A 17,430-nucleotide genomic window follows, 5' to 3' on the forward strand; every position below is an offset into this window, starting at 1 on the left:
GCACCGGGCGGCGCACTTGACTTCAAGGGCGCTTGAGATTCGAGGATGGTGGGCGGGCCGGACGGACCGGCCGTGAACGGGCGGAGGCGTGATGCGAGCGGTGTGGCTGCGGGAGTTCGGCGGGCCGGAGGTACTGGTGGCGGGGGCCGCGCCCGACCCGGTGCCGGGGGAGGGGCAGGTGCTGATCGAGGTCGCGCACGCCAACCTGACCTTCGTGGAGACCCAGTTCCGGGCCACCGGCCTCGGCCCGTTCACCGGCGCGCTGCCGATGATCCCGGGCAACGGCGTCGGGGGCACCGTCACCGCCCTCGGCCCCGGCGCGGACCCGGCCTGGCTCGGCCGCCGGGTGGTCTCCTCCACCGGCGGCAGCGGCGGCTACGCGGAACTCGCCGTCGTCCCCGCCGACGGCCTGTTCGCCGTCCCGGACGCGCTCGCCCTGGACACCGCCACCGCCCTGCTCGCCGACGGCCGGACCGCCCGCCTGCTGCTGCAGACCGCCGAGCCGGCGCCCGGCGAACGCGTCCTGGTCCTGGCCGCGGCCGGCGGCGTCGGCACCCTGCTGCTCCAGTACGCCACCGCCGCCGGCGCCCAGGTGGTCGCCGCGGCCGGCGGGCCCCGCAAGCTCGCCCTCGCCGCGGACCTCGGCGCCGCCGAGACCGTCGACTACCTGCAGCCCGACTGGCCGACCCGCACCGCCCCCGTCGACCTCGTCCTCGACGGCGTCGGCGGCACCCTCGGCCGGGCCGCGGCCGACCTGCTCCGCCCCGGCGGACGGCTGCTCAGCTACGGCCTCGCCAGCGGCAGTTGGACCGCGCTGTCCGACGCCGAGGCCGAGGCCCGCAAGCTCACCCGCCTCACCATGCGCCCCACCCCCGAGGGCATCCGCGCCGCCACCGCCCACGCCCTCGCCGAGGCCGCCGCGGACCGCCTGCGCCCCGTCATCGGCCGCCGCTTCCCGCTGGAGCACGCCGCCGACGCCCACCGTGCCATCGAGGCCCGCGACACCCTCGGCAAGACCCTGCTGGACGTCCGACCCTGAGCCGCCGTCGGAGACCCGGTGGCCCGCCGCCGCACGTCCGGTGAGCCGCCGTCGGAAACCCGGTCGTGCACGCCGGGTCCTGCCGCTAGCATCCGGGGCATGTCCGACCGGCCGATGTATCCGCCCAAGCCCACGCCCGGCGACCGGGTCGCCATCGTCTCGCCGGGCTGGGCCGGGCCCGGCGCGTGCCCGCTGCCGTACGAGCTGGGGCTGCGCCGGCTGCGTGAGGAGTTCGGACTGGAACCGGTGGAGTACCCGGCCACCCGCAAGCTCGGCGCGACGCCGCAGGAGCGGGCCGCCGACGTGCACGCCGCGTTCGCCGACCCGGCGGTCACGGCCGTGTTCGCCAGCATCGGCGGCGACGACCAGCTCACCGTGGTCCCGTACCTCGACGGCGAGTTGATCCGGGCGCACGCCAAACCGTTCTTCGGGTACAGCGACAACACCAACCTGCTGGACTTCCTGTGGCGGCACGGCGTCGTCGGCTACCACGGCGCCGCCGTGATGACCCAGCTCGGCCGCCCGCACGCCCTCCACCCGCTGACCGCCGCCTCGCTGCGCGCCGCGCTGTTCGACCGCGGCCCGTACGAGCTGACCGAGGCCGCCGAGGTCGGCACCGAACTCGGCCGCTGGGAGGACCCGGCGACCTTCGAACGCGAACCGGCGAGCGAGCCCGCCACCGGCTGGCACTGGCACCGGCCCGACCGGGTGGTCGAGGGGACCGGCTGGGGCGGCAACCTGGAGATCCTGCACTGGATGGCCGCCGCGGACCGGCTGCTGCCCCCCGAGGCGTACGCGGGCTGCGTGCTGTTCGTCGAGACCTCCGAGGAACTGCCCGGCGGCACCGAGGTGTTCCGGATGCTGCGCAACCTCGGCGAGCGCGGACTGCTGGCGCAGTTCCCCGCCGTCCTGGTCGGCCGCGCCATGGCCTGGTCCTTCGAGCGGCCGCTAGACGCCGACGATCGCGCCCGCTACCGCGCCGAACAGCGCGCCGCCGTGCTGCGCGCCCTGGACGCCTACGCTCCCGACACCATGGCGGTGTTCGACGTCGACCTCGGCCACACCGAACCGCAGCTGGTCGTCCCGTACGGCGGCCGCATCCGCGTCGACGGCCCCGCCCGCCGGATCACCGTCACCTACTGACGGCCCACGAGCGTCGCGCACCCCTCCGACGATCACCGTCTCCGCGTCCGCCGGCGCCGGGTCCTCGTCCACGGCGGGCCGCGCGGGCAGCGCCGTTCACCCCTCGCTCGACCCGGCCTGGCCCGGTCGGGCGAGGACCACGTATCGTGGCCGGGATCGACGCGTGGTGCCCGACACCACGGCGGGACAGGCACGACGTCGCAGCGGGCGACGAAAACGGGGGCGGTGACCGAACGGTGGCTGACGTGGCATCGACGGCCGGCGACGGGCGGGCGGCGGCCGACGCGGAAGAGACGATCAAGCTCCCCGATCCGCCGCTGCTCGAGAAGACCGTCGAACTCCCGCCCGGAGCAGACCCGTTCGCCACCTCGATCAACCTGCGGCTGCCGCCGATGCCGGACGCCACGCTGACCGGCACCCGCACCATCGCGCTGCCCACGCCCACCCCGGCCGGCGGCACCCCGCTCCCGCCGCTGCCGCCCGTCGCCCCGGCGCTCGCCCCCGCGGCCGTGACCGCCGCCGCCGCGCACGGCATCGGCGACGGCCTGCGCGGACGGATCCTGGTGATCGAGGGCGGCTACGGCGGCGGCCGCCGCTGGGGTCGCGGCGGAAGCGCGCACGCCCCCGTGCTCTCCACCGCGCTCGCGGGCGTCGCCCCGCAGATCCTGCTCTCCGCCGGGCAGGTCGACGCCGTCCACCTGCCGGGCGCCAACGACCCGCAGACCGTCCTCGCCCACCTGCGCGCCGCCGCCCGCCACCCCGGACCGCTGCTGGTCCACCTCGGCGGACACCTGATCACCGACCGGCGCGGCGAGCAGCTGTTCCTGTCGCTGCGCGAGAACAAGGCCTCCGAGAGCCTGCCCTGGTCCGCCGTCGCCACCGAACTCCGGCACCGCGGCACCGAACTGGACACCCTGGTGATCGGCGACCTGAGCGCCGACCCGGCGGTGTGGCCGCAGCTCGCCGCCACCGCGGGGAAGCAACTCGCCGACGGCGTACCGCTCTGGGCCACCGTCAGCCACGACCCCGACCAGCTCGGCACCTTCACCCGGGCGCTGATCGAGGCCCTGCACCGCGGCCGCCCCGGCGCGGACCCGCTGCTCACCCCGGAACTGCTCCGCCAGCAGGTCCACTCGGTGCTGCGCCCCGACACCGTGGTGATCACCGCGCACCCCGCCGATCGGCCCTACTTCCGCAACACCGCCCGGCAGATCGGCCCCGGCGACCCGGCCGCCGCCGCCCCGCCCGGCGCGGTCCCGTCCGCCGGCCCCGGCCCGGCCGGGCCCGGCGTCGCCCCGGTCGCACCGCCGCCCGGATCCGCTCCCGGCACCGGTCCCGGCGGGGCGGAGCCGATCCGGCCCCGGCTGTCGCCGAGCTGGTCGCCGCGCGGCCTGGTCTCGCTGCGCAAGGCCGGCGTCCCCGCCACCCCGCCCCGCCGCGCCATGATCGTCTCGCTGGTCAAGGGGCAGCCGATGGTGCCCGCCGAGATGCCTCTCGTCGAGCTCGGCAAACCCGCCGCGGCCGCCCCCGATCCCGCCGTCCGCCTCGGCAAGGAAGCGCCCGGCGCGCCGGAGCAGCCCGGCGCGCCGGAAATGCCCGGCGCAGCGGGAACGGCCGGGGCACCGGGAACGGCCTACCCAGCGGGCGCGCCCGGCGTGCAGTTCGCCAAGGCCGCCGACACGCCCGCCGCACCCGCGCCCGCACCGGTGGACCCGCTGGCGGCCACCGTCCCGCTGCCGGGCCGCGGCGCGCCCGCCGCACCGGCCGCTGCGCACGACCCTTCCCCCGCGCTCGGCGGGGTGGACCCCCTTGCCGCGACCGTTCCACTCGCCAAGAAGCCCGACCCGCGCGCGACGAGGCCCGACGCACCGTCGACTCCCGTGCCCGCCGCCGGAGAAGGCCAGGCGCCGCCGACCGACTACCTGGACGCGATCGGCCGGATCGTCCGCAGCGCGGAGGCCGGGGAGCACGACACCGCCGCCGCGCTGGCCCTCGCCCTGGAGCAGCAGGCCGTCGCCGCCCACGGGTCCCTCGCCCCGGTGGTGCTGCAGGTCCGACAGGTCCGGGCACACGTCTCCCGGGTGGCCGGACTGCCGTCCCTCGCCGCCGAGTTGTACCGGCAGGTCGCCACCGCGCTGTTGCAGACCGACGGCGCGGAGCACCCGGAGACCCAGCGCGCCGCCACCAACGCCGAAGCGTGCTGGCGGGCCGTCAAGGACCCGGCGGAGGCGATCCGGATCGCGCCCGACATCATCGAGCTGCGCGCCCACCTGCCCGGCCCGGACAACCGCAAGCTGCGCGCCGCCGAACGCTACCTGCGCCAACTCGCCGACGCGAAGGCCCGGTCGGCGCAGTAGCGGGCCGGGGGCAGTCAGCCGCGGTAGCGCTCGGCGACCGCGGCCTCGGGCTCCCACGGCAGGCCCGGGTGGGCGGCGCCCGCTGACCAGCCGTCAGGAGCGACCGCCAGCGGGGGAGCTGTTCCGGCGCCGCCGGTGGCCGCTACCCTTCGCGGCATGCCGTTCTCGCGCTTCCACGCCGTGGTGTTCGACTTCCTCGGCACGCTCACGCCCGCCGTCCCGTCCGCGGTGCGGGACGCGCACGCGGCCCGCACCGCCGCCCCGTTGGGGATCGAGCCGGGGCGCTGGCGGCAGGCCTGGGACGACTCCTTCCCGGAACGGGCGGTCGGCGGGCTCGGCGACCTGCGGCAGACCGTCACCACGCTCGCCGCGCGCTGCGGTCTCGACGCCCCGCCCGCGGAGGCGCTGTCCCGCGCGGTCGAGGCCCGGCTGGCCGGCCGGCGCGAGCTGTTCGCGCCGCGCGAGAACGCCGTCCAGGTCCTCGAGTGGATCCGCCAGGCCGACGTCCGGACCGCCGTGCTGACCGAGTGCTCCGGCGAACTCGCCGACCACTGGCCCCAGTCGGCCCTCGCCCCGCTGGTCGACGTCGCGGTGTTCTCCTGCCGGGAGGGCCGCCGCAAGCCGGACCCGGAGCTGTACGCCGCGGTGGCGGACCGCCTCGGCATCGCCCCCGAGCGCTGCCTGTACGTCGGCGCCGGCGGCAGCGGGAGGCTGCGCGGCGCCGAGGCGGCCGGCATGACCGCGGTGCTGCTCCGCACGGCGGACCGGGCGGAGCACCGGGCGGCCGGCCGCGAGGCCGACTGGCCGGGCCGGGTGCTGACCGACCTGCACCAGGTCGCCGTCGCCCTGGACTACCCGGTCATCATGGAACCCGACTGGGCCGAACGGTTTGCCGCCCGGCCCGGGCCGCCCGCGCAGCAGCAGGCGCAACCCGGGCCGCGGGCGCGGCGCACCAGGTGGTGGCCGTGGCGGTAGCCGTCAACCGGTCTACCGGGCCCCGCCGTTGACGTACAGCGTCTGCCCGCTGACGTACGCGGCGTCCTCGCTGGCCAGGAACGCCACCACGGAGGCGATCTCCTCCGGGCGGCCGACCCGGCGCAGCGGGGTGCGCTGGGCGACCTCGGCCTGGTGGTCCTCGGGGGAGGCGCCGACGCGTTCGGCGGTCGCGGCGGTCATCGAGGTGGCGATGTAGCCGGGGGCGACGGCGTTCACGTTGACGTTGAACGGGCCGAGTTCGATGGCCAGGGTGGCGGTGAGGCCCTGGATGCCGGCCTTCGCCGCCGCGTAGTTGGCCTGCCCGCGGTTGCCGAGCGCGGAGCGCGAGCTCAGCGACACGATCTTGCCGAACTTCTGTTCGACGAAGTACTTCTGCGCCACGTGCGAGCAGTTGTAGGCGCTGGTCAGGTTCACCGACAGCACGGTGTCCCAGTCCTGCTTGGGCATCTTGAAGAACAGGTTGTCGCGGGTGATCCCGGCGTTGTTCACCAGGATGTGCACCCCGCCCAACTCCTCGGCCACGGCGGCGAACACCGCCTCCACCGCGTCGTAGTCGGCGACGTCGCAGCCGTAGCCGCGCGCGCTGCCGCCCGCCGCGAGGATCTCCTTCACGGTGCCCTCGGCGCGCTCCGCCGTGAGGTCGACCACGGCCACCGCCGCGCCCTCCTCGGCGAGCCTGCGCGCGGTGGCCGCGCCGATGCCCTGCGCGGCGCCCGTCACCACTGCCACCTTGCCGTCGAACCTGCCCACTGCGCTCTCCTGATGTCTCGTCATATCTGTTGCTTTCAGCGGATGTTCAGTCGCGCTCGACCAGGACGGCGGAGCCCTGGCCGACGCCGACGCACATGGTGGCGAGGCCGCGGTGGGCGCCGGTGCGGCGCATCCGGTGCAGCAGGGTGGTGAGGATGCGGGCGCCGGAGCAGCCGAGCGGGTGGCCCAGCGCGATCGCCCCGCCGGACGGGTTCACCAGCTCCGGATCGATCCCCAACTCGCCCACGGAGGCCAGCGCCTGGGCGGCGAAGGCCTCGTTGAACTCCGCGGTGTCGAGGTCGGTGAGCTTCCAGCCGGTACGCTCCAGCACGCGCCGGGTGGCGGGGACGGGGCCGATGCCCATCACGTCGGGGTGGACGCCGGCCGAGGCGCCCGCGACGTACCGGCCGAGCGGCTCCAACTGCAGCTCCGCCAGGGCTCGTTCGCTGACCAGCAGGAGCGCCGCCGCACCGTCGTTCATCGGCGAGGCGTTGCCTGCGGTGACGGTGCCGCCGGGGCGGAACACCGGCTTCAGCGCGGCGAGCTTCTCGGCGGTGCTGTCCGCACGGATCGACTCGTCGCGCTCGACCGGCACCCCGTCCGGCCGTTCCACCGGAAGCAGTTCGGCGTCGAAATGCCCCGCCTCCGTCGCCGCGGCGGCCAGGCGGTGGCTGCGCAGCGCGAACGCGTCCTGCGCCTCGCGGGAGATGCCGTACCGGGCCGCCACCTCCTCGGCGGTCTCGCCCATCGACAGCACACCGTGCAGGTCCTTCATCCGCGGGTTGGTGAGCCGCCAGCCGAGCCGGGTGTCGAAGGTCTCCATCCGGTGCGGGAGCGCCTCGTCGGGGCGGGGCAGCACGAACGGGGCGCGGCTCATCGACTCGCAGCCGCCCGCGACGACCACGTCCGCCTCGCCGGAGCCGATGGCGCGGGCGGCCGTGGTGACGGCCTCCATGCCGGAGGCGCACAGCCGGTTGACAGTGGCGCCGGGGACGGTGTCGGGCAGCCCGGCCAGCAGGACGGCCATCCGGGCCAGGTTGCGGTTGTCCTCGCCCGCCTGGTTGGCCGCGCCCCAGTAGACGTCGTCGATCCGCGCCGGATCCAGGGCGGGCACCTCGGCGAGCAGGCCGCGCAGCACGGCCGCCGACAGGTCGTCGGGCCGGACGGTGGACAGCGCGCCGCGCAGCCGCCCGATCGGGGTGCGGCGGGCGGCGGCGATGTAGACCGGAAGCACGTTCTCGAGCTCCTGTTTTCTCGGTGGTCCGTCAGCGGGTGGCCGACGGCTTCAGAAGGCGTTGACCCCGGTGAGGGAACGCCCGATGAGCAGCTTGTGGATCTGGCTGGTGCCTTCGTAGAGGGTCATCACCCGGGCGTCGCGCAGGTACTTGCCGACCGGGTACTCGTCGATGAAGCCGTAGCCGCCGAACACCTGCAGCGCGTTGTTCGCGCAGCGCACGGCCGCCTCGCTGGCGTAGAGCTTGGCGACCGAGGACTCGGTGGCGAACGGCAGGTGACGGTCGATCAGGTCGGCGACCCGCCAGGTCAGCAGGCGCGCCGCATCGACGTCGACGGCGATGTCGGCCAGCAGTTCCTGCACCAGCTGGTGGTGCGCGATGGACTTCCCGAACTGCTCGCGCTCCCCGGCGTAGCGCACCGCCGCGTCCAGCGACGCCTGGGCGATGCCCACGCAGCCCGCCGCGACCGACATCCGTCCCTTGGCGAGGGCCGCCATCGCCACCGTGAAGCCCTTGCCGACCTCGCCGAGCCGCGCGCTGTCCGGCACCCGCACCCGGTCGAGGGCCAGCTCCGCGGTGGCCTGCCCGCGCAGACCCAGCTTGCCGTGCACCAGGGTGCGGCCGAACCCGGGCGCGTCGGTGGGCACCAGGAAGGCGCTCACCCCCCGGTGCCCGGGCTCGCCGGTGCGGGCGAAGACCAGCGCGACGTCCGCCCAGGTGCCGTTGGTGATGAACATCTTCGCGCCGGAGATCAGCCAGTCCTCCCCGTCCCGGACCGCCCGGGTGGTCAGGTTCGCGGCGTCCGAACCCGTGCCGGGCTCGGTCAGCGCGAAGCAGGCCAGTGCCTCGCCCGAGCACAGCCGCGGCAGCCACTCCCGCTTCTGCTCCTCGGTGCCGAAGGCGTTGATCGACTTGGCGACCAGGCCCAGCGACACCGACACCACGCCGCGCACCGAGGAGTCCCCGCGCCCCAGCTCCTCCAGTACCAGGCAGTACGCCAGGTGGTCGCCGCCGCTGCCGCCGTACTCCTCCGGCAGGGTCAGCCCCAGGAAGCCCAGGTCGCCCAGCTTCTTCACGACGCCCAGGTCGATCGACTCCGCGCGGTCCCACTCGGCGGCGAACGGCACGATCTCGCGGTTCGTGAACCCCGCCGCCAACTCCCGGACGGCGGCCTGCTCGTCGGTCAGCTCCAGGTCCACGTCACCACCCCTCTCACCACGGTCGGCAGTACCGAAAACTAGCACTGCAAGTTTTATGGTGGACTGTAGTCCGCCCCGGCCGGGGACGGAAGAGGCACCTGCGACAATGGCCCGGTCCACACCGGCCACCACCCGAGGAGGCGGAGATCGCCCGACCGCGCACCCCGCTGCTCAGCCGGGAACGGATCGTCGACGCCGCGCTCGCGCTGGTCGACGCCGAGGGCCTGCCCGCCCTCTCCACCCGCCGGCTGGCCGCCGAACTCTCCGTCAGCGGGCCCTCGCTCTACAACCACTTCGCGACCAAGGACGAGCTCCTGGACGCCGTCGTCGACAGTGTGATGGGCGAGGTCGACCTGACCATGTTCGACGCGCCGCAGGACTGGCGCACCGCGCTGCGCGACTGGGCCCGCTCCTACCGGGCCGCGCTCGCCGCGCACCCGCACGTCGTCCCCGTCCTCGCCCAGGGCCCCGGCCGCCGCCCGCACGCGCTGCGGCTGGCCGACGCGGTGTTCGGCTGCCTGGTCGACGCCGGCTGGCCGCGCGGCCAGGCCACCCGGATCGGCGCCCTGATGCGCTACTTCATCACCGGCTCCGCGCTCGGCTCCTTCGCCGCCGGCTTCCCCGAGGACGCCGCGCTCTACGCCGCCGACTACCCCCACCTCGGCGAGGCCCACCGCCTGGCCGAGCACCGCCGGACCATCGACGAGGGCGCCTTCGAGACCGGCCTGGACGCCCTCCTCGACGGCCTCGACCTGCGCTTCGCCCGCCTGTCCTGAACCACCGTCACCTGCCGGGAACCCCCGCCTGCAGCGGGCGACCCACTGGTCCGTCACGACAGTTCGCCGGCCTCCTGTCGGCCGCGGGCGGCATCACCCTGATCGTGTACCGGCTCCGCCGGGCGGCCCGGCAGAAACGGGGCCCGGGTTCGGCGACCCCACCCCCTTCGGCCACGGCTACGGCTACGGCCGCTGACCGCCCGCCGCCGACTCCGGGTGGCCCGCCGAGAAAAAGGAGTTCGCGGTCGAGGGCCCGGGTGCTGTACTGGCCCGATGGGGGAGAGCGACGGACGGATGCGGTTGCGGCTGACGAGCCATCGGGTCGCCGGTCACGGCCTCCGGCTCGGCCGGGTGCTCAGTGCCGGGCCGATGCTCCGCAACACCCTCCTCCACCCGCCCAGGCCGCAGGTCGGCGTCCTGAGCGCGAACCGCGCCGACCTGCTCCGGCTCGGCGCGCTGTTCCGTCTCGCCGCGACCAGCCCGCACAGCGCGGTGCACGTCCCCGCCCCGCCGGGCGCCCCGGCGCAGTCCTTCGGCTACGTCGACAACCCGGCGGTGCCCCTGCTGCTGGCCCGCGAGGACACCGGCCTGCGGCCCTCCGACTGGCCGGACGTCCGCCGCCGGATGCGGCGCGACGCCGCGCCGCTGACGGTCACGGCCCCGGCGCCCCGCAGCATCGACCGGCCCGCCGACGTCCGCCGCCGCGCCGACCACCGGCCCGCACGCTTCACCGAGCACGCCGGAACGGCCGTCATCACCGCCCGCCCCGAACTCCTGTTCTGGATGGGTGACTGGCTCACCGCGGGCGGCGACGCCGTCGCCCGGGACCGCGACATCCACCGCCACGGCCAGACCCTGGTCGCGGACCTGGCCGGCTTCTTCGACCCCCTGAACACCGACGACCCGATGCACGCGCTCTGCGTCATGGCCGTCGACCCCATCTTCCACAAGGCCCGCTGGCACAAGCGCCGCCGCCTGCGCGAAGAGGCCGCGGCGCCCCGTACCTGACCGCGCGTCAGCCCGCTTTCCGCAGCGCCCGCCGCAGCTCGGCGGCCGGGTCGCCCGCGTGGAACGGGTACTCGCTGGGCTCGATGCCGTCCAGGAACTCCTGGTAGCGCAGCGCGAAATGGAGGTGCATCAGCGGGGCCGCCAGCTCCAGGGCCCGGACGGGGTCACTGCCCGGGGCGAGCGAGCGCCAGGCGGCGACCCAGCGGTCGCGGACGGTCTCCCAGCGCTCGGGCGACACGAACGGGGCGGGGCGCAGGCCGTCGACGGCGGGGTGGCTCCAGACCGCGTCGGAGAAGTCCAGGACGGTGCCCTGCGCGCCGTCGAAGCGCCAGTTGCCCGGGTGGAAGTCGCCGTGCACCAGCGTCAACGGCAGCCCGCAGTCGGCGAGTTCGGCCGCCAGCCGGGGCAGCCGCCCGGCCAGTTCGAGGGCCGCCGCGAACTCCTCGGCGGACAGCTCCGGACGCAGCCGCTCCAGCAGCGCCGGGAACCGCTCCGCGAGCGCTGCCGGCGAGCAGTCCGCCAACTCGCCCGGACCGTCCGCCGCCACCGCGGCCTGCGCGGCCGCCCACCGGTCGACGACGGCCAGCATGCCGTCCTCGGGCACGCCCCAGCAGTCCACGCCCGGGACCTCGCCGAGCAGCATCCGCCGCCCGTCCGAGGCCAGCACCTGCGGCACCAGGCCCGGATCGGCCTTCGCCACCCGGGAGATCACCGCGGCCTCCGGCACCGCGAACGGCGGCGTGCTCTTCAGCCACGCCGTGCCCTGCCCCGTCGGGAACCGGGACAGCGCCGACAGGTTCCAGCTGCGGACCTGCTCCACCGGGCCGCTCCTGGGCCGCCCCAGCGCCGCCAACTCGCCGTCCGCCCAAGCCCATTCCGCGCGCAGACCGTCCGCCGAGGCCCAGCGCAGGCGCAGCGGGTGGGCCTCCCGGGGGTCGGCCGCGACCGGCTCCAGCGGGTCCGCGGGTCGCTCCAGCGCCGCCGCCAGGTACCGCACCGCGCCGCCCGCACCGCCCTCGCCGCCGTCCACCGACAGCATCCGCAGCAGCACCAGCGGCGCCCCCGCCGCGGCCGAGGCCGCCGCGGCCACCTCCCCGATCTGCGCCCAGTACGGAGACGGGGCCGTGAACGGTCCCACCGCGCCGAGGAGTTCGCCCTGCCATTCGATCAGGACGGTGGCCGTCCGCTGCTCAGTGTTCTGCACCCGGGCATTCTCCGGACGACCCGCCGCCCGCGCCACCGAATATCGGCCGGGTCCCGTCCCGGGCGGCGGGCCGCGCCACCCGGGACGGACAGCGGCAGACGGTCAGTCCGAGCCGTCCTCGAGCGGCCGCGACAGCGACAGCCCGAACCGGCCCTCCTGGTCCGTCCACCAGTCCGTGAGCCGCAGTCCGGCGGCGAACAGCTCCCGCTCCACCCGCTCCCGGCGGAACTTCGCCGACACCTCCGTGTACAGCTCCTCACCGGCCTCGAAGTGCACCGGCAGGCCCAGCTCCGCGACCTTCACGGTCTGCGCCCGCAGCGAGCGCAGCCGCATCTCGATCCACTCGTGCTCGGCGTCCCACAGCGCCACGTGCTCGAACTGCTCCGGGTCGAAGTCCGCGTCCAGCTCCCGGTTCAGCACCGACAGCACGTTCCGGTTGAAGGCCGCCGTCACGCCCGCCGCGTCGTCGTACGCAGCGACCAGCACCGACGGGTCCTTCACCAGGTCGGTGCCCAGCAGCAGGGCGTCGCCGGGCAGCAGCTGGGCCCGGAGCCCGGCCAGGAACCCGGCCCGCTCGGCGGGCAGCAGGTTGCCCAGGGTGCCGCCGAGGAACACCACCAGGCGCGGCCCGCCGCCCTCCGGCAGCCCCAGGCCGTGGGTGAAGTCCGAGAGCACGGCGGACACGTCGAGCCCCGGGTAGTCGGCGATCAGCGCCTTCGCCGCCGACTCCAGCGCGCTCTCGCTGACGTCCACCGGCACGTATGTCTCCAGGGTGCCCGCGGCGCGCAGGGCATCCAGCAGCAGCCGGGTCTTCTCCGAGGAGCCGGAGCCCAGCTCGACCAGCGTCCGGGCCTCGGTCTCCGCTGCGATCCCGGCCGCCCGCGCGGCCAGGATCTCCCGCTCCGCCCGGGTCGGGTAGTACTCGGGCAGCCGGGTGATCTCCTCGAACAGCTCCGAGCCGCGTGCGTCGTAGAACCACTTCGGGGGCAGTCGTTTCGGACGACCGGCCAGGCCGCTGCGCACGTCGGCGCGCAGCGCGTGGTGCAGGTGGTCGGCGGGCAGCAGGCGGGTGAGGCGGTATCCGGTCATCGCGGTGCGTCCTCTCGGGTGCGCGGGCCGATCGGGGCCAGCGGGGTCAGCGAGCTGCCGGCCGCGTCGGCCACCAGCAGGGTGCGGTCGGGTATTTCGGACCAGCCGGGCCCGTCGTCGAACGGCTCCGAGGCGACCAGCACCGAACCGTCCGCGTCCCGGCGCTGGAACAGGGTGTCGCCCCACACCGTGGCGGCGACCGAGGTGCCGTCGGTGGCGAGCAGGTTGAGCCGGGCCTCGCCCAGATCGGCGGCGACCAGGCAGATCTCGGCGAGCGCCTCGCCGAGTTTCACGCCCGCCCGCAGCCGGTTCAGCACCAGCGCCCAGAGCAGCGCCGAATCGGTGCGCGCCTCCAACTCCAACAGCTCAGCGGAGGGCAGCAGTTCGGCCATCGGCGCGAACGCCCGGGGCCAGCCCGGCAGCGCCCCGTTGTGGCTGAACAGCCAGCGCCCGGCGGCGAACGGCGCGGCCGCCTGCTCGCCGGCGGCGCAGCCGGCGGTGGCCGAGCGGACCGCACCGAGCACCGCGTGCGAGCTCACCACCCGGGCCAGGTCGGCCAGATCGGCGTCCGCCCAGATCGGGCCCGGGCGCCGGTAGCGGGCCGGGCGCTCGTCGCCCGCCGCGTACCAGCCCACCCCGTAGCCGTCCGCGTTGACCGTCCCGTAGCGCTGCAGGCGCGGCGCCCAGGACTGCCGCAGCAGCCCGAACGGCGGGTCCAGCAGCACCGAGCGGAGCGGCACCGACCGCCCCAGGTAGGCGAAGTGGCGGCACATCAGGCACGCACCTCGCCGTCCCGGGCGGTGCGGAAGCCCGCGAAGATCTGCCGCCGGACCGGGTAGTCCCAGTTGCGGAAGGTGCCCCGGCAGGCGACCGGCGCCACCGCGAACGAGCCGCCCCGCAGCACCTTGTACTCGGGGCCGAAGAACACCTCCGAGTACTCCTTGTACGGCCACGCCGAGAACCCGGGATAGCCGGCGAAGTCGCTGGCCGTCCACTCCCACACGTCACCGATCAACTGGCGCGCCCCGTAAGGGGACTCGCCCTCCGGGTAGGCGCCGACCGGGGCCGGGCGCAGGTGCCGCTGGCCGAGGTTGGCGTGCTCCGGGCCCGGCGAGCCGTCACCCCACGGGAAGCGCCGCGACCGCCCCGAGGCCGGGTCGTGCCGGGCCGCCTTCTCCCACTCCGCCTCGGTCGGCAACCGCCGCCCCGCCCACCGGGCGTACGCGTCCGCCTCGTACCAACTGACGTGCAGCACCGGCTCGTTCGGCGGAACGGGCTCCAGGTGGCCGAAACGGCGGCGCAGCCACTGGCCGCCGTCCCGCGACCAGAACAGCGGCGCCGTCAGGTCCGCGGCCATCCGGTGCTCCCAGCCCGCCGGGGTCCACCAGCGCGGGTCGCGGTAGCCGCCGTCCGCGATGAACGCCTGGTAGGCGCCGTTGGAGACCGGGGTGGTGTCCAGCCAGAACGCCGGCAGGTCGACCTGGTGGGCCGGGCGCTCGTTGTCCAGCGCCCACGGCTCGGTGTCGGTGCCCATCGTGAACGGCCCGGCGGGGACCAGCACCTCGGCGGGCAGCAGCCCCTCGGCGGCGGGCGGCGGCGGCGCGTCCAGCACCGCCGGGCCGGTGCGCAGCTGGTGGGTGATCAGCATGGTCTCGTCGTGCTGCTGCTCGTGCTGCGCGATCATGCCGAACGCGAAGCCGGCGTCCAGCAGCGGCGCGCCCTCCAGCGGGGAGGCGGCCAGCAGGTCCAGCACCCGGCCGCGCACCTCGTGCGCGTAGGCGCGGGCCTCGGCGGGCGGCAGCAGCGGCAGGCTGGGCCGTTCGGCCCGCGGGTGCTCGAAGGCGTCGTACAGCGGGTCGATCTCCGGGTGCATCGGGTCGCGGCCGCCGACGTTGCGCAGCAGCCACAGCTCCTCCTGGTTGCCGATGTGCGCCAGGTCCCACACCAGCGGCGACATCAACGGCGAGTGCTGGGCCACCAGTTCGGTGTCGTCCACGGCCTCGGTGAGCTGCCCGGTGCGCTCCCGGGCGGCGATCAGCTCGGCGGCGATCAGCTCGCGCAGCAGCGCGGGGTCGATCCGGTCGGCGTTCAGCACGGTGCGTCCTCCTGAAGGGCGGGGCCGGTGCCGGTGCGCAGGGCGGCCAGCTGGTCGTCGGCGGGGCAGCGACCCCTGGCCGGGTAGCGCTCGGCGAACTCGACCAGTGCGGGCCGAAGTCGGCCGTCGCGGCGGGCCAGCGAGCGCTCCGCGGCGGCGAAGCAGGCCAGTGCGGCGCGGCGCAGGTCCGGATCGGCCATGCCGAGCGCGGCAGCCCGCCGCCACAGGCCCGACCGCGGGGCCCGGCTGCCCGCGTGGCCGAGGCGCTCCAGTGCGGCCGCGGCCTCCTCGGCGGCGACCGGGTCGTCCATCAGCGCCGTCACCAGCGCCAGCGGCACCCGCCAGCCCTCGCCGGGCTGGGCGTCGATCATCCGCAGCTCCAGGTGGCCGCGCGGCCGGACCGGCGGGAACAGCGTTGTGCGGTGGTAGTCCAGGTCGGCCATGGTCGCCGGCCGCTCGCCGCCCCCGCGCAGCCAGCTGCGGAAGGTCAGCCCGGACGGCGCGTCCCACGGCAGCCCGTCCTCGCGCCGCACGCACAGCACGGCGGCGTCCAGCACGTACCGGGTCCACGCCTCGCGCGGGTCGGCCGCCGGCGGGGGGGCCAGCGTGCGGGACGGGTCCATCCGCGACCAGACCAGCTGCCGGGTCGACTTCCAGCCGGTCGGCCGGCCCTCCAGCAGCGGCGAGTTGGCGAACGCGGCGACCAGGACCGGACCCAGCAGGTGGGTCAGGCCCCAGCGCTCGGTGAACGTCCGCTCGGTGCCGGCGTCCACGCACACCTGCACCGAGGCGGTGCCGGTCATCATGATCCGGCCCCACGGGCCGCCGCGGCCGAAGTATCGTTCCATCGCCCGGTAGCGCGGATGGCGGGCCAGCATCCGGCGCTCGCGGTCCATCGGATCGGTGCCCGTACCGGTCAGCCGCAGGCCCTCGGCGGCCAGCGCCGCCCGCAGCACCGCCTGGTCGGCGCTCAGCCCCGCCGCGCAGGCGGCCGGGTCGGCGGCGGGCGGGGAGCTCAGCTCGACCTGCCCGCCCGGTTCGTGCGTCAGCCGCGAGCCCGCCGGGAACACCGGGCCGTCGGCCGAACCGGGCAGCGCCGCCAGCGCGGACGCCACCCGGGCGGGATCCACCGGTCCGCCCGGACATCGGGCGTCATGGACGAACCACTCCGCCTCGACCCCGACCAGGCTCGGCGGGCCGATCTTGAAGCAGATGGCGCCCAGATGACGTTCGGCCGAAGCCTCGGTCAACTCCGCCAGACGGGTCACGCTCCGTGCCGAATCCGCCGCCTCGGCGGCCTGTTGCGGACGTACTGATGTCACCGGGTTTCACCATCCCTCGGTACGCGACTCGGGCCCGGTTGTTCCTGCTCAGTCTGCTCCGGGGCAAACCTCGATGCCGCTCAAGCGGCACTCTCGCAGGTCAAGCGGGTGAGAGCGGTGCGCAGGCGGTCCATCGGCAGGGCGAAATTCAGCCGCAGGCACCCGGAACCGGCCGCTCCGAAGTCGGATCCGTCCGCCAGTTCGACATGACGTTGGGTGAGCAGCTCCTCGCGGGTGCCGAGACCCGACCCGTCCAGCCACAACAGGTACGACGCCCGCGGACGTGCCAGCACCGCCCCGCCCAGCGCCGCCACCGCGAGCTCCCGCGCCGCCACCAGGTGCTCCAGCAGACCGTCCAGCCACGGACCGCCCTCCGCCAGCGCCGCCCGCTGCACCACTGCACCCAGCAGACCGCCCTCCCACAGCCCGAACCCCGCCAGCACGGCGGTCAGCTGCTCCCGCAGCGCCCGGTCCGGCACCAGCGCGAAGCAGCTCGGCACGCCCGACACGTTGAAGGTCTTGCCGACCGAGTTCAGCGTCACCACGTTCGGCGCCCCGTCCGTCACCGCCACCGCCACCGGATGCGGCGCGCCCGCGTCCGGATGGCGCAGATCGCCGTGCACCTCGTCCGAGATGAGCAGCCCGGGCGCCGCCGCCCGGGCCAGCGCCCGGATCTCCCGCGCCGACCAGAGCCGGCCGGTCGGGTTGTGCGGACTGCTCAGCAGCACCAGGCCCGGACGGGATGCCGCGACCTCCTCCAACGGCAACCGGAAAGCGGTTTCCGGATCACCCGTCGGCAGCAGCGGCAGCTCCCGCGTCGCCACCCCCGCCGCCCCGCACACCCGGGCGAACCCGCCCCACTCCGGCGTCACGAACACCGCGGGACCGGGCAGCGGACGCGTCGCCTCCACCAGCAGCCGCACCGCCGTCCCCGGCGCGACCGGCAGCAGTATCACCCACTCCGGATCCACCTCCACGCCGTGCCGCCGCCGGTACCACTGCGCCACCAGCACCCGGTCCGCCGGCTCCGCCACCGGGTACCCGAACGCCGGATGCCCCGCCCGCGCCCGCAGCGCCGCCCCCACCGCCGGCGGACCCGGCAGATCCATGTCCGCCACCCCCATGGCGATCCGCCCCACCCCCGCCCGCGCCCACTTGGCACTCCCCGTCCCAGCCCGCGAGAACCGCTCGACCACCCTGTGCTCCCTCCGCCGCCG

16 protein-coding genes are annotated in these 17,430 nt (G+C 75.6%); 6 read left to right on the forward strand and 10 right to left on the reverse strand.

Annotation, left to right across the window (positions count from 1 at the left end; all coding sequences use genetic code 11):
- Positions 1-91: 91 nt before the first annotated feature.
- From BX266_RS30010 to BX266_RS30020, 3 genes are all read left to right on the forward strand, one after another.
- Complete coding sequence (locus BX266_RS30010) at positions 92-1,039, forward strand: zinc-binding dehydrogenase (protein ID WP_099904886.1); 948 nt, start codon at positions 92-94, stop codon at positions 1,037-1,039.
- Positions 1,040-1,138: 99 nt separating this feature from the next.
- Positions 1,139-2,182 (forward strand): S66 peptidase family protein, encoded by a 1,044-nt coding sequence (locus BX266_RS30015; RefSeq protein WP_099904888.1) that lies wholly within the window; start codon positions 1,139-1,141, stop codon positions 2,180-2,182.
- A 245-nt stretch (positions 2,183-2,427) separates the two neighbouring features.
- Positions 2,428-4,539, forward strand: coding sequence for a hypothetical protein (locus tag BX266_RS30020; protein ID WP_099904890.1), 2,112 nt, complete (start codon positions 2,428-2,430; stop codon positions 4,537-4,539).
- Between the two features lie 14 nt (positions 4,540-4,553).
- Here the strand turns inward: BX266_RS30020 and BX266_RS38985 are convergent, their stop codons facing one another.
- Positions 4,554-4,697, reverse strand: a complete 144-nt coding sequence (locus tag BX266_RS38985; RefSeq protein ID WP_180290668.1) for a hypothetical protein — start codon at positions 4,695-4,697, stop codon at positions 4,554-4,556.
- On the opposite strand from BX266_RS38985, the gene BX266_RS30025 reads away from it, so the two are divergent.
- Positions 4,696-5,514 (forward strand): HAD family hydrolase, encoded by an 819-nt coding sequence (locus BX266_RS30025; protein ID WP_099904892.1) that lies wholly within the window; start codon positions 4,696-4,698, stop codon positions 5,512-5,514. The genes BX266_RS38985 and BX266_RS30025 overlap by 2 nt on opposite strands.
- A gap of 12 nt (positions 5,515-5,526) precedes the next feature.
- Here BX266_RS30025 and fabG read toward each other — a convergent pair whose 3' ends face one another.
- Genes fabG through BX266_RS30040 form a run of 3 tightly spaced genes read right to left on the reverse strand, consistent with a single transcriptional unit; the run spans position 5,527 to position 8,719 of the window.
- Positions 5,527-6,285: a 3-oxoacyl-ACP reductase FabG gene (fabG, locus tag BX266_RS30030; protein WP_099904894.1), complete on the reverse strand. Its 759-nt coding sequence runs from the start codon at positions 6,283-6,285 to the stop codon at positions 5,527-5,529.
- 46 nt (positions 6,286-6,331) lie between these two features.
- Positions 6,332-7,519, reverse strand: a complete 1,188-nt coding sequence (locus BX266_RS30035; protein WP_099904896.1) for a thiolase family protein — start codon at positions 7,517-7,519, stop codon at positions 6,332-6,334.
- A 51-nt stretch (positions 7,520-7,570) separates the two neighbouring features.
- Positions 7,571-8,719: an acyl-CoA dehydrogenase family protein gene (locus tag BX266_RS30040; protein ID WP_099904898.1), complete on the reverse strand. Its 1,149-nt coding sequence runs from the start codon at positions 8,717-8,719 to the stop codon at positions 7,571-7,573.
- 146 nt (positions 8,720-8,865) lie between these two features.
- On the opposite strand from BX266_RS30040, the gene BX266_RS30045 reads away from it, so the two are divergent.
- The gene (locus tag BX266_RS30045) at positions 8,866-9,495 is read left to right on the forward strand and encodes a TetR/AcrR family transcriptional regulator (protein ID WP_099904900.1); all 630 of its coding nucleotides are present in this window, start codon (positions 8,866-8,868) and stop codon (positions 9,493-9,495) included.
- Between the two features lie 273 nt (positions 9,496-9,768).
- Positions 9,769-10,503 carry a hypothetical protein gene (locus tag BX266_RS30050; protein WP_259464920.1) on the forward strand — a complete coding sequence of 245 codons (735 nt, stop codon included), beginning with the start codon at positions 9,769-9,771 and terminating at the stop codon, positions 10,501-10,503.
- 7 nt (positions 10,504-10,510) lie between these two features.
- On the opposite strand, the gene BX266_RS30055 is transcribed toward BX266_RS30050, so the two are convergent.
- From BX266_RS30055 to BX266_RS30080, 6 genes are all read right to left on the reverse strand, one after another.
- Positions 10,511-11,707: an aminoglycoside phosphotransferase family protein gene (locus BX266_RS30055; RefSeq protein WP_218969283.1), complete on the reverse strand. Its 1,197-nt coding sequence runs from the start codon at positions 11,705-11,707 to the stop codon at positions 10,511-10,513.
- A gap of 102 nt (positions 11,708-11,809) precedes the next feature.
- Positions 11,810-12,796: an L-histidine N(alpha)-methyltransferase gene (gene egtD, locus BX266_RS30060; protein WP_099904902.1), complete on the reverse strand. Its 987-nt coding sequence runs from the start codon at positions 12,794-12,796 to the stop codon at positions 11,810-11,812.
- Positions 12,793-13,569 (reverse strand): ergothioneine biosynthesis protein EgtC, encoded by a 777-nt coding sequence (gene egtC / locus BX266_RS30065; RefSeq protein ID WP_099904904.1) that lies wholly within the window; start codon positions 13,567-13,569, stop codon positions 12,793-12,795. Before egtC ends, egtD begins: the two co-directional genes overlap by 4 nt.
- On the reverse strand, positions 13,569-14,891 hold the full coding sequence (gene egtB, locus BX266_RS30070) for an ergothioneine biosynthesis protein EgtB (protein ID WP_099904906.1): 1,323 nt from the start codon (positions 14,889-14,891) through the stop codon (positions 13,569-13,571). The genes egtC and egtB overlap by 1 nt, the downstream gene beginning before the upstream one ends.
- Positions 14,885-16,159 (reverse strand): ergothioneine biosynthesis glutamate--cysteine ligase EgtA, encoded by a 1,275-nt coding sequence (gene egtA, locus BX266_RS30075; protein ID WP_259464921.1) that lies wholly within the window; start codon positions 16,157-16,159, stop codon positions 14,885-14,887. Before egtA ends, egtB begins: the two co-directional genes overlap by 7 nt.
- A 134-nt stretch (positions 16,160-16,293) precedes the next feature.
- Positions 16,294-17,322: an aminotransferase class I/II-fold pyridoxal phosphate-dependent enzyme gene (locus BX266_RS30080; RefSeq protein WP_180290669.1), complete on the reverse strand. Its 1,029-nt coding sequence runs from the start codon at positions 17,320-17,322 to the stop codon at positions 16,294-16,296.
- Positions 17,323-17,430 lie beyond the last annotated feature (108 nt).

Source organism: Streptomyces sp. TLI_171 (assembly GCF_003610255.1).
Lineage (GTDB): Bacteria > Actinomycetota > Actinomycetes > Streptomycetales > Streptomycetaceae > Kitasatospora.

Bases quoted from the DNA above. Each gene is read 5' to 3' on its own strand.
- BX266_RS38985 (WP_180290668.1), bottom strand. From the start codon at position 4,697: ATGCCGCGAAGGGTAGCGGCCACCGGCGGCGCCGGAACAGCTCCCCCG.
- BX266_RS30010 (WP_099904886.1), top strand. From the start codon at position 92: ATGCGAGCGGTGTGGCTGCGGGAGTTCGGCGGGCCGGAGGTACTGGTG.
- BX266_RS30080 (WP_180290669.1), bottom strand. From the start codon at position 17,322: ATGGATCTGCCGGGTCCGCCGGCGGTGGGGGCGGCGCTGCGGGCGCGG.
- BX266_RS30025 (WP_099904892.1), top strand. From the start codon at position 4,696: ATGCCGTTCTCGCGCTTCCACGCCGTGGTGTTCGACTTCCTCGGCACG.
- egtD (WP_099904902.1), bottom strand. From the start codon at position 12,796: ATGACCGGATACCGCCTCACCCGCCTGCTGCCCGCCGACCACCTGCAC.
- BX266_RS30015 (WP_099904888.1), top strand. From the start codon at position 1,139: ATGTCCGACCGGCCGATGTATCCGCCCAAGCCCACGCCCGGCGACCGG.
- BX266_RS30050 (WP_259464920.1), top strand. From the start codon at position 9,769: ATGGGGGAGAGCGACGGACGGATGCGGTTGCGGCTGACGAGCCATCGG.
- egtC (WP_099904904.1), bottom strand. From the start codon at position 13,569: ATGTGCCGCCACTTCGCCTACCTGGGGCGGTCGGTGCCGCTCCGCTCG.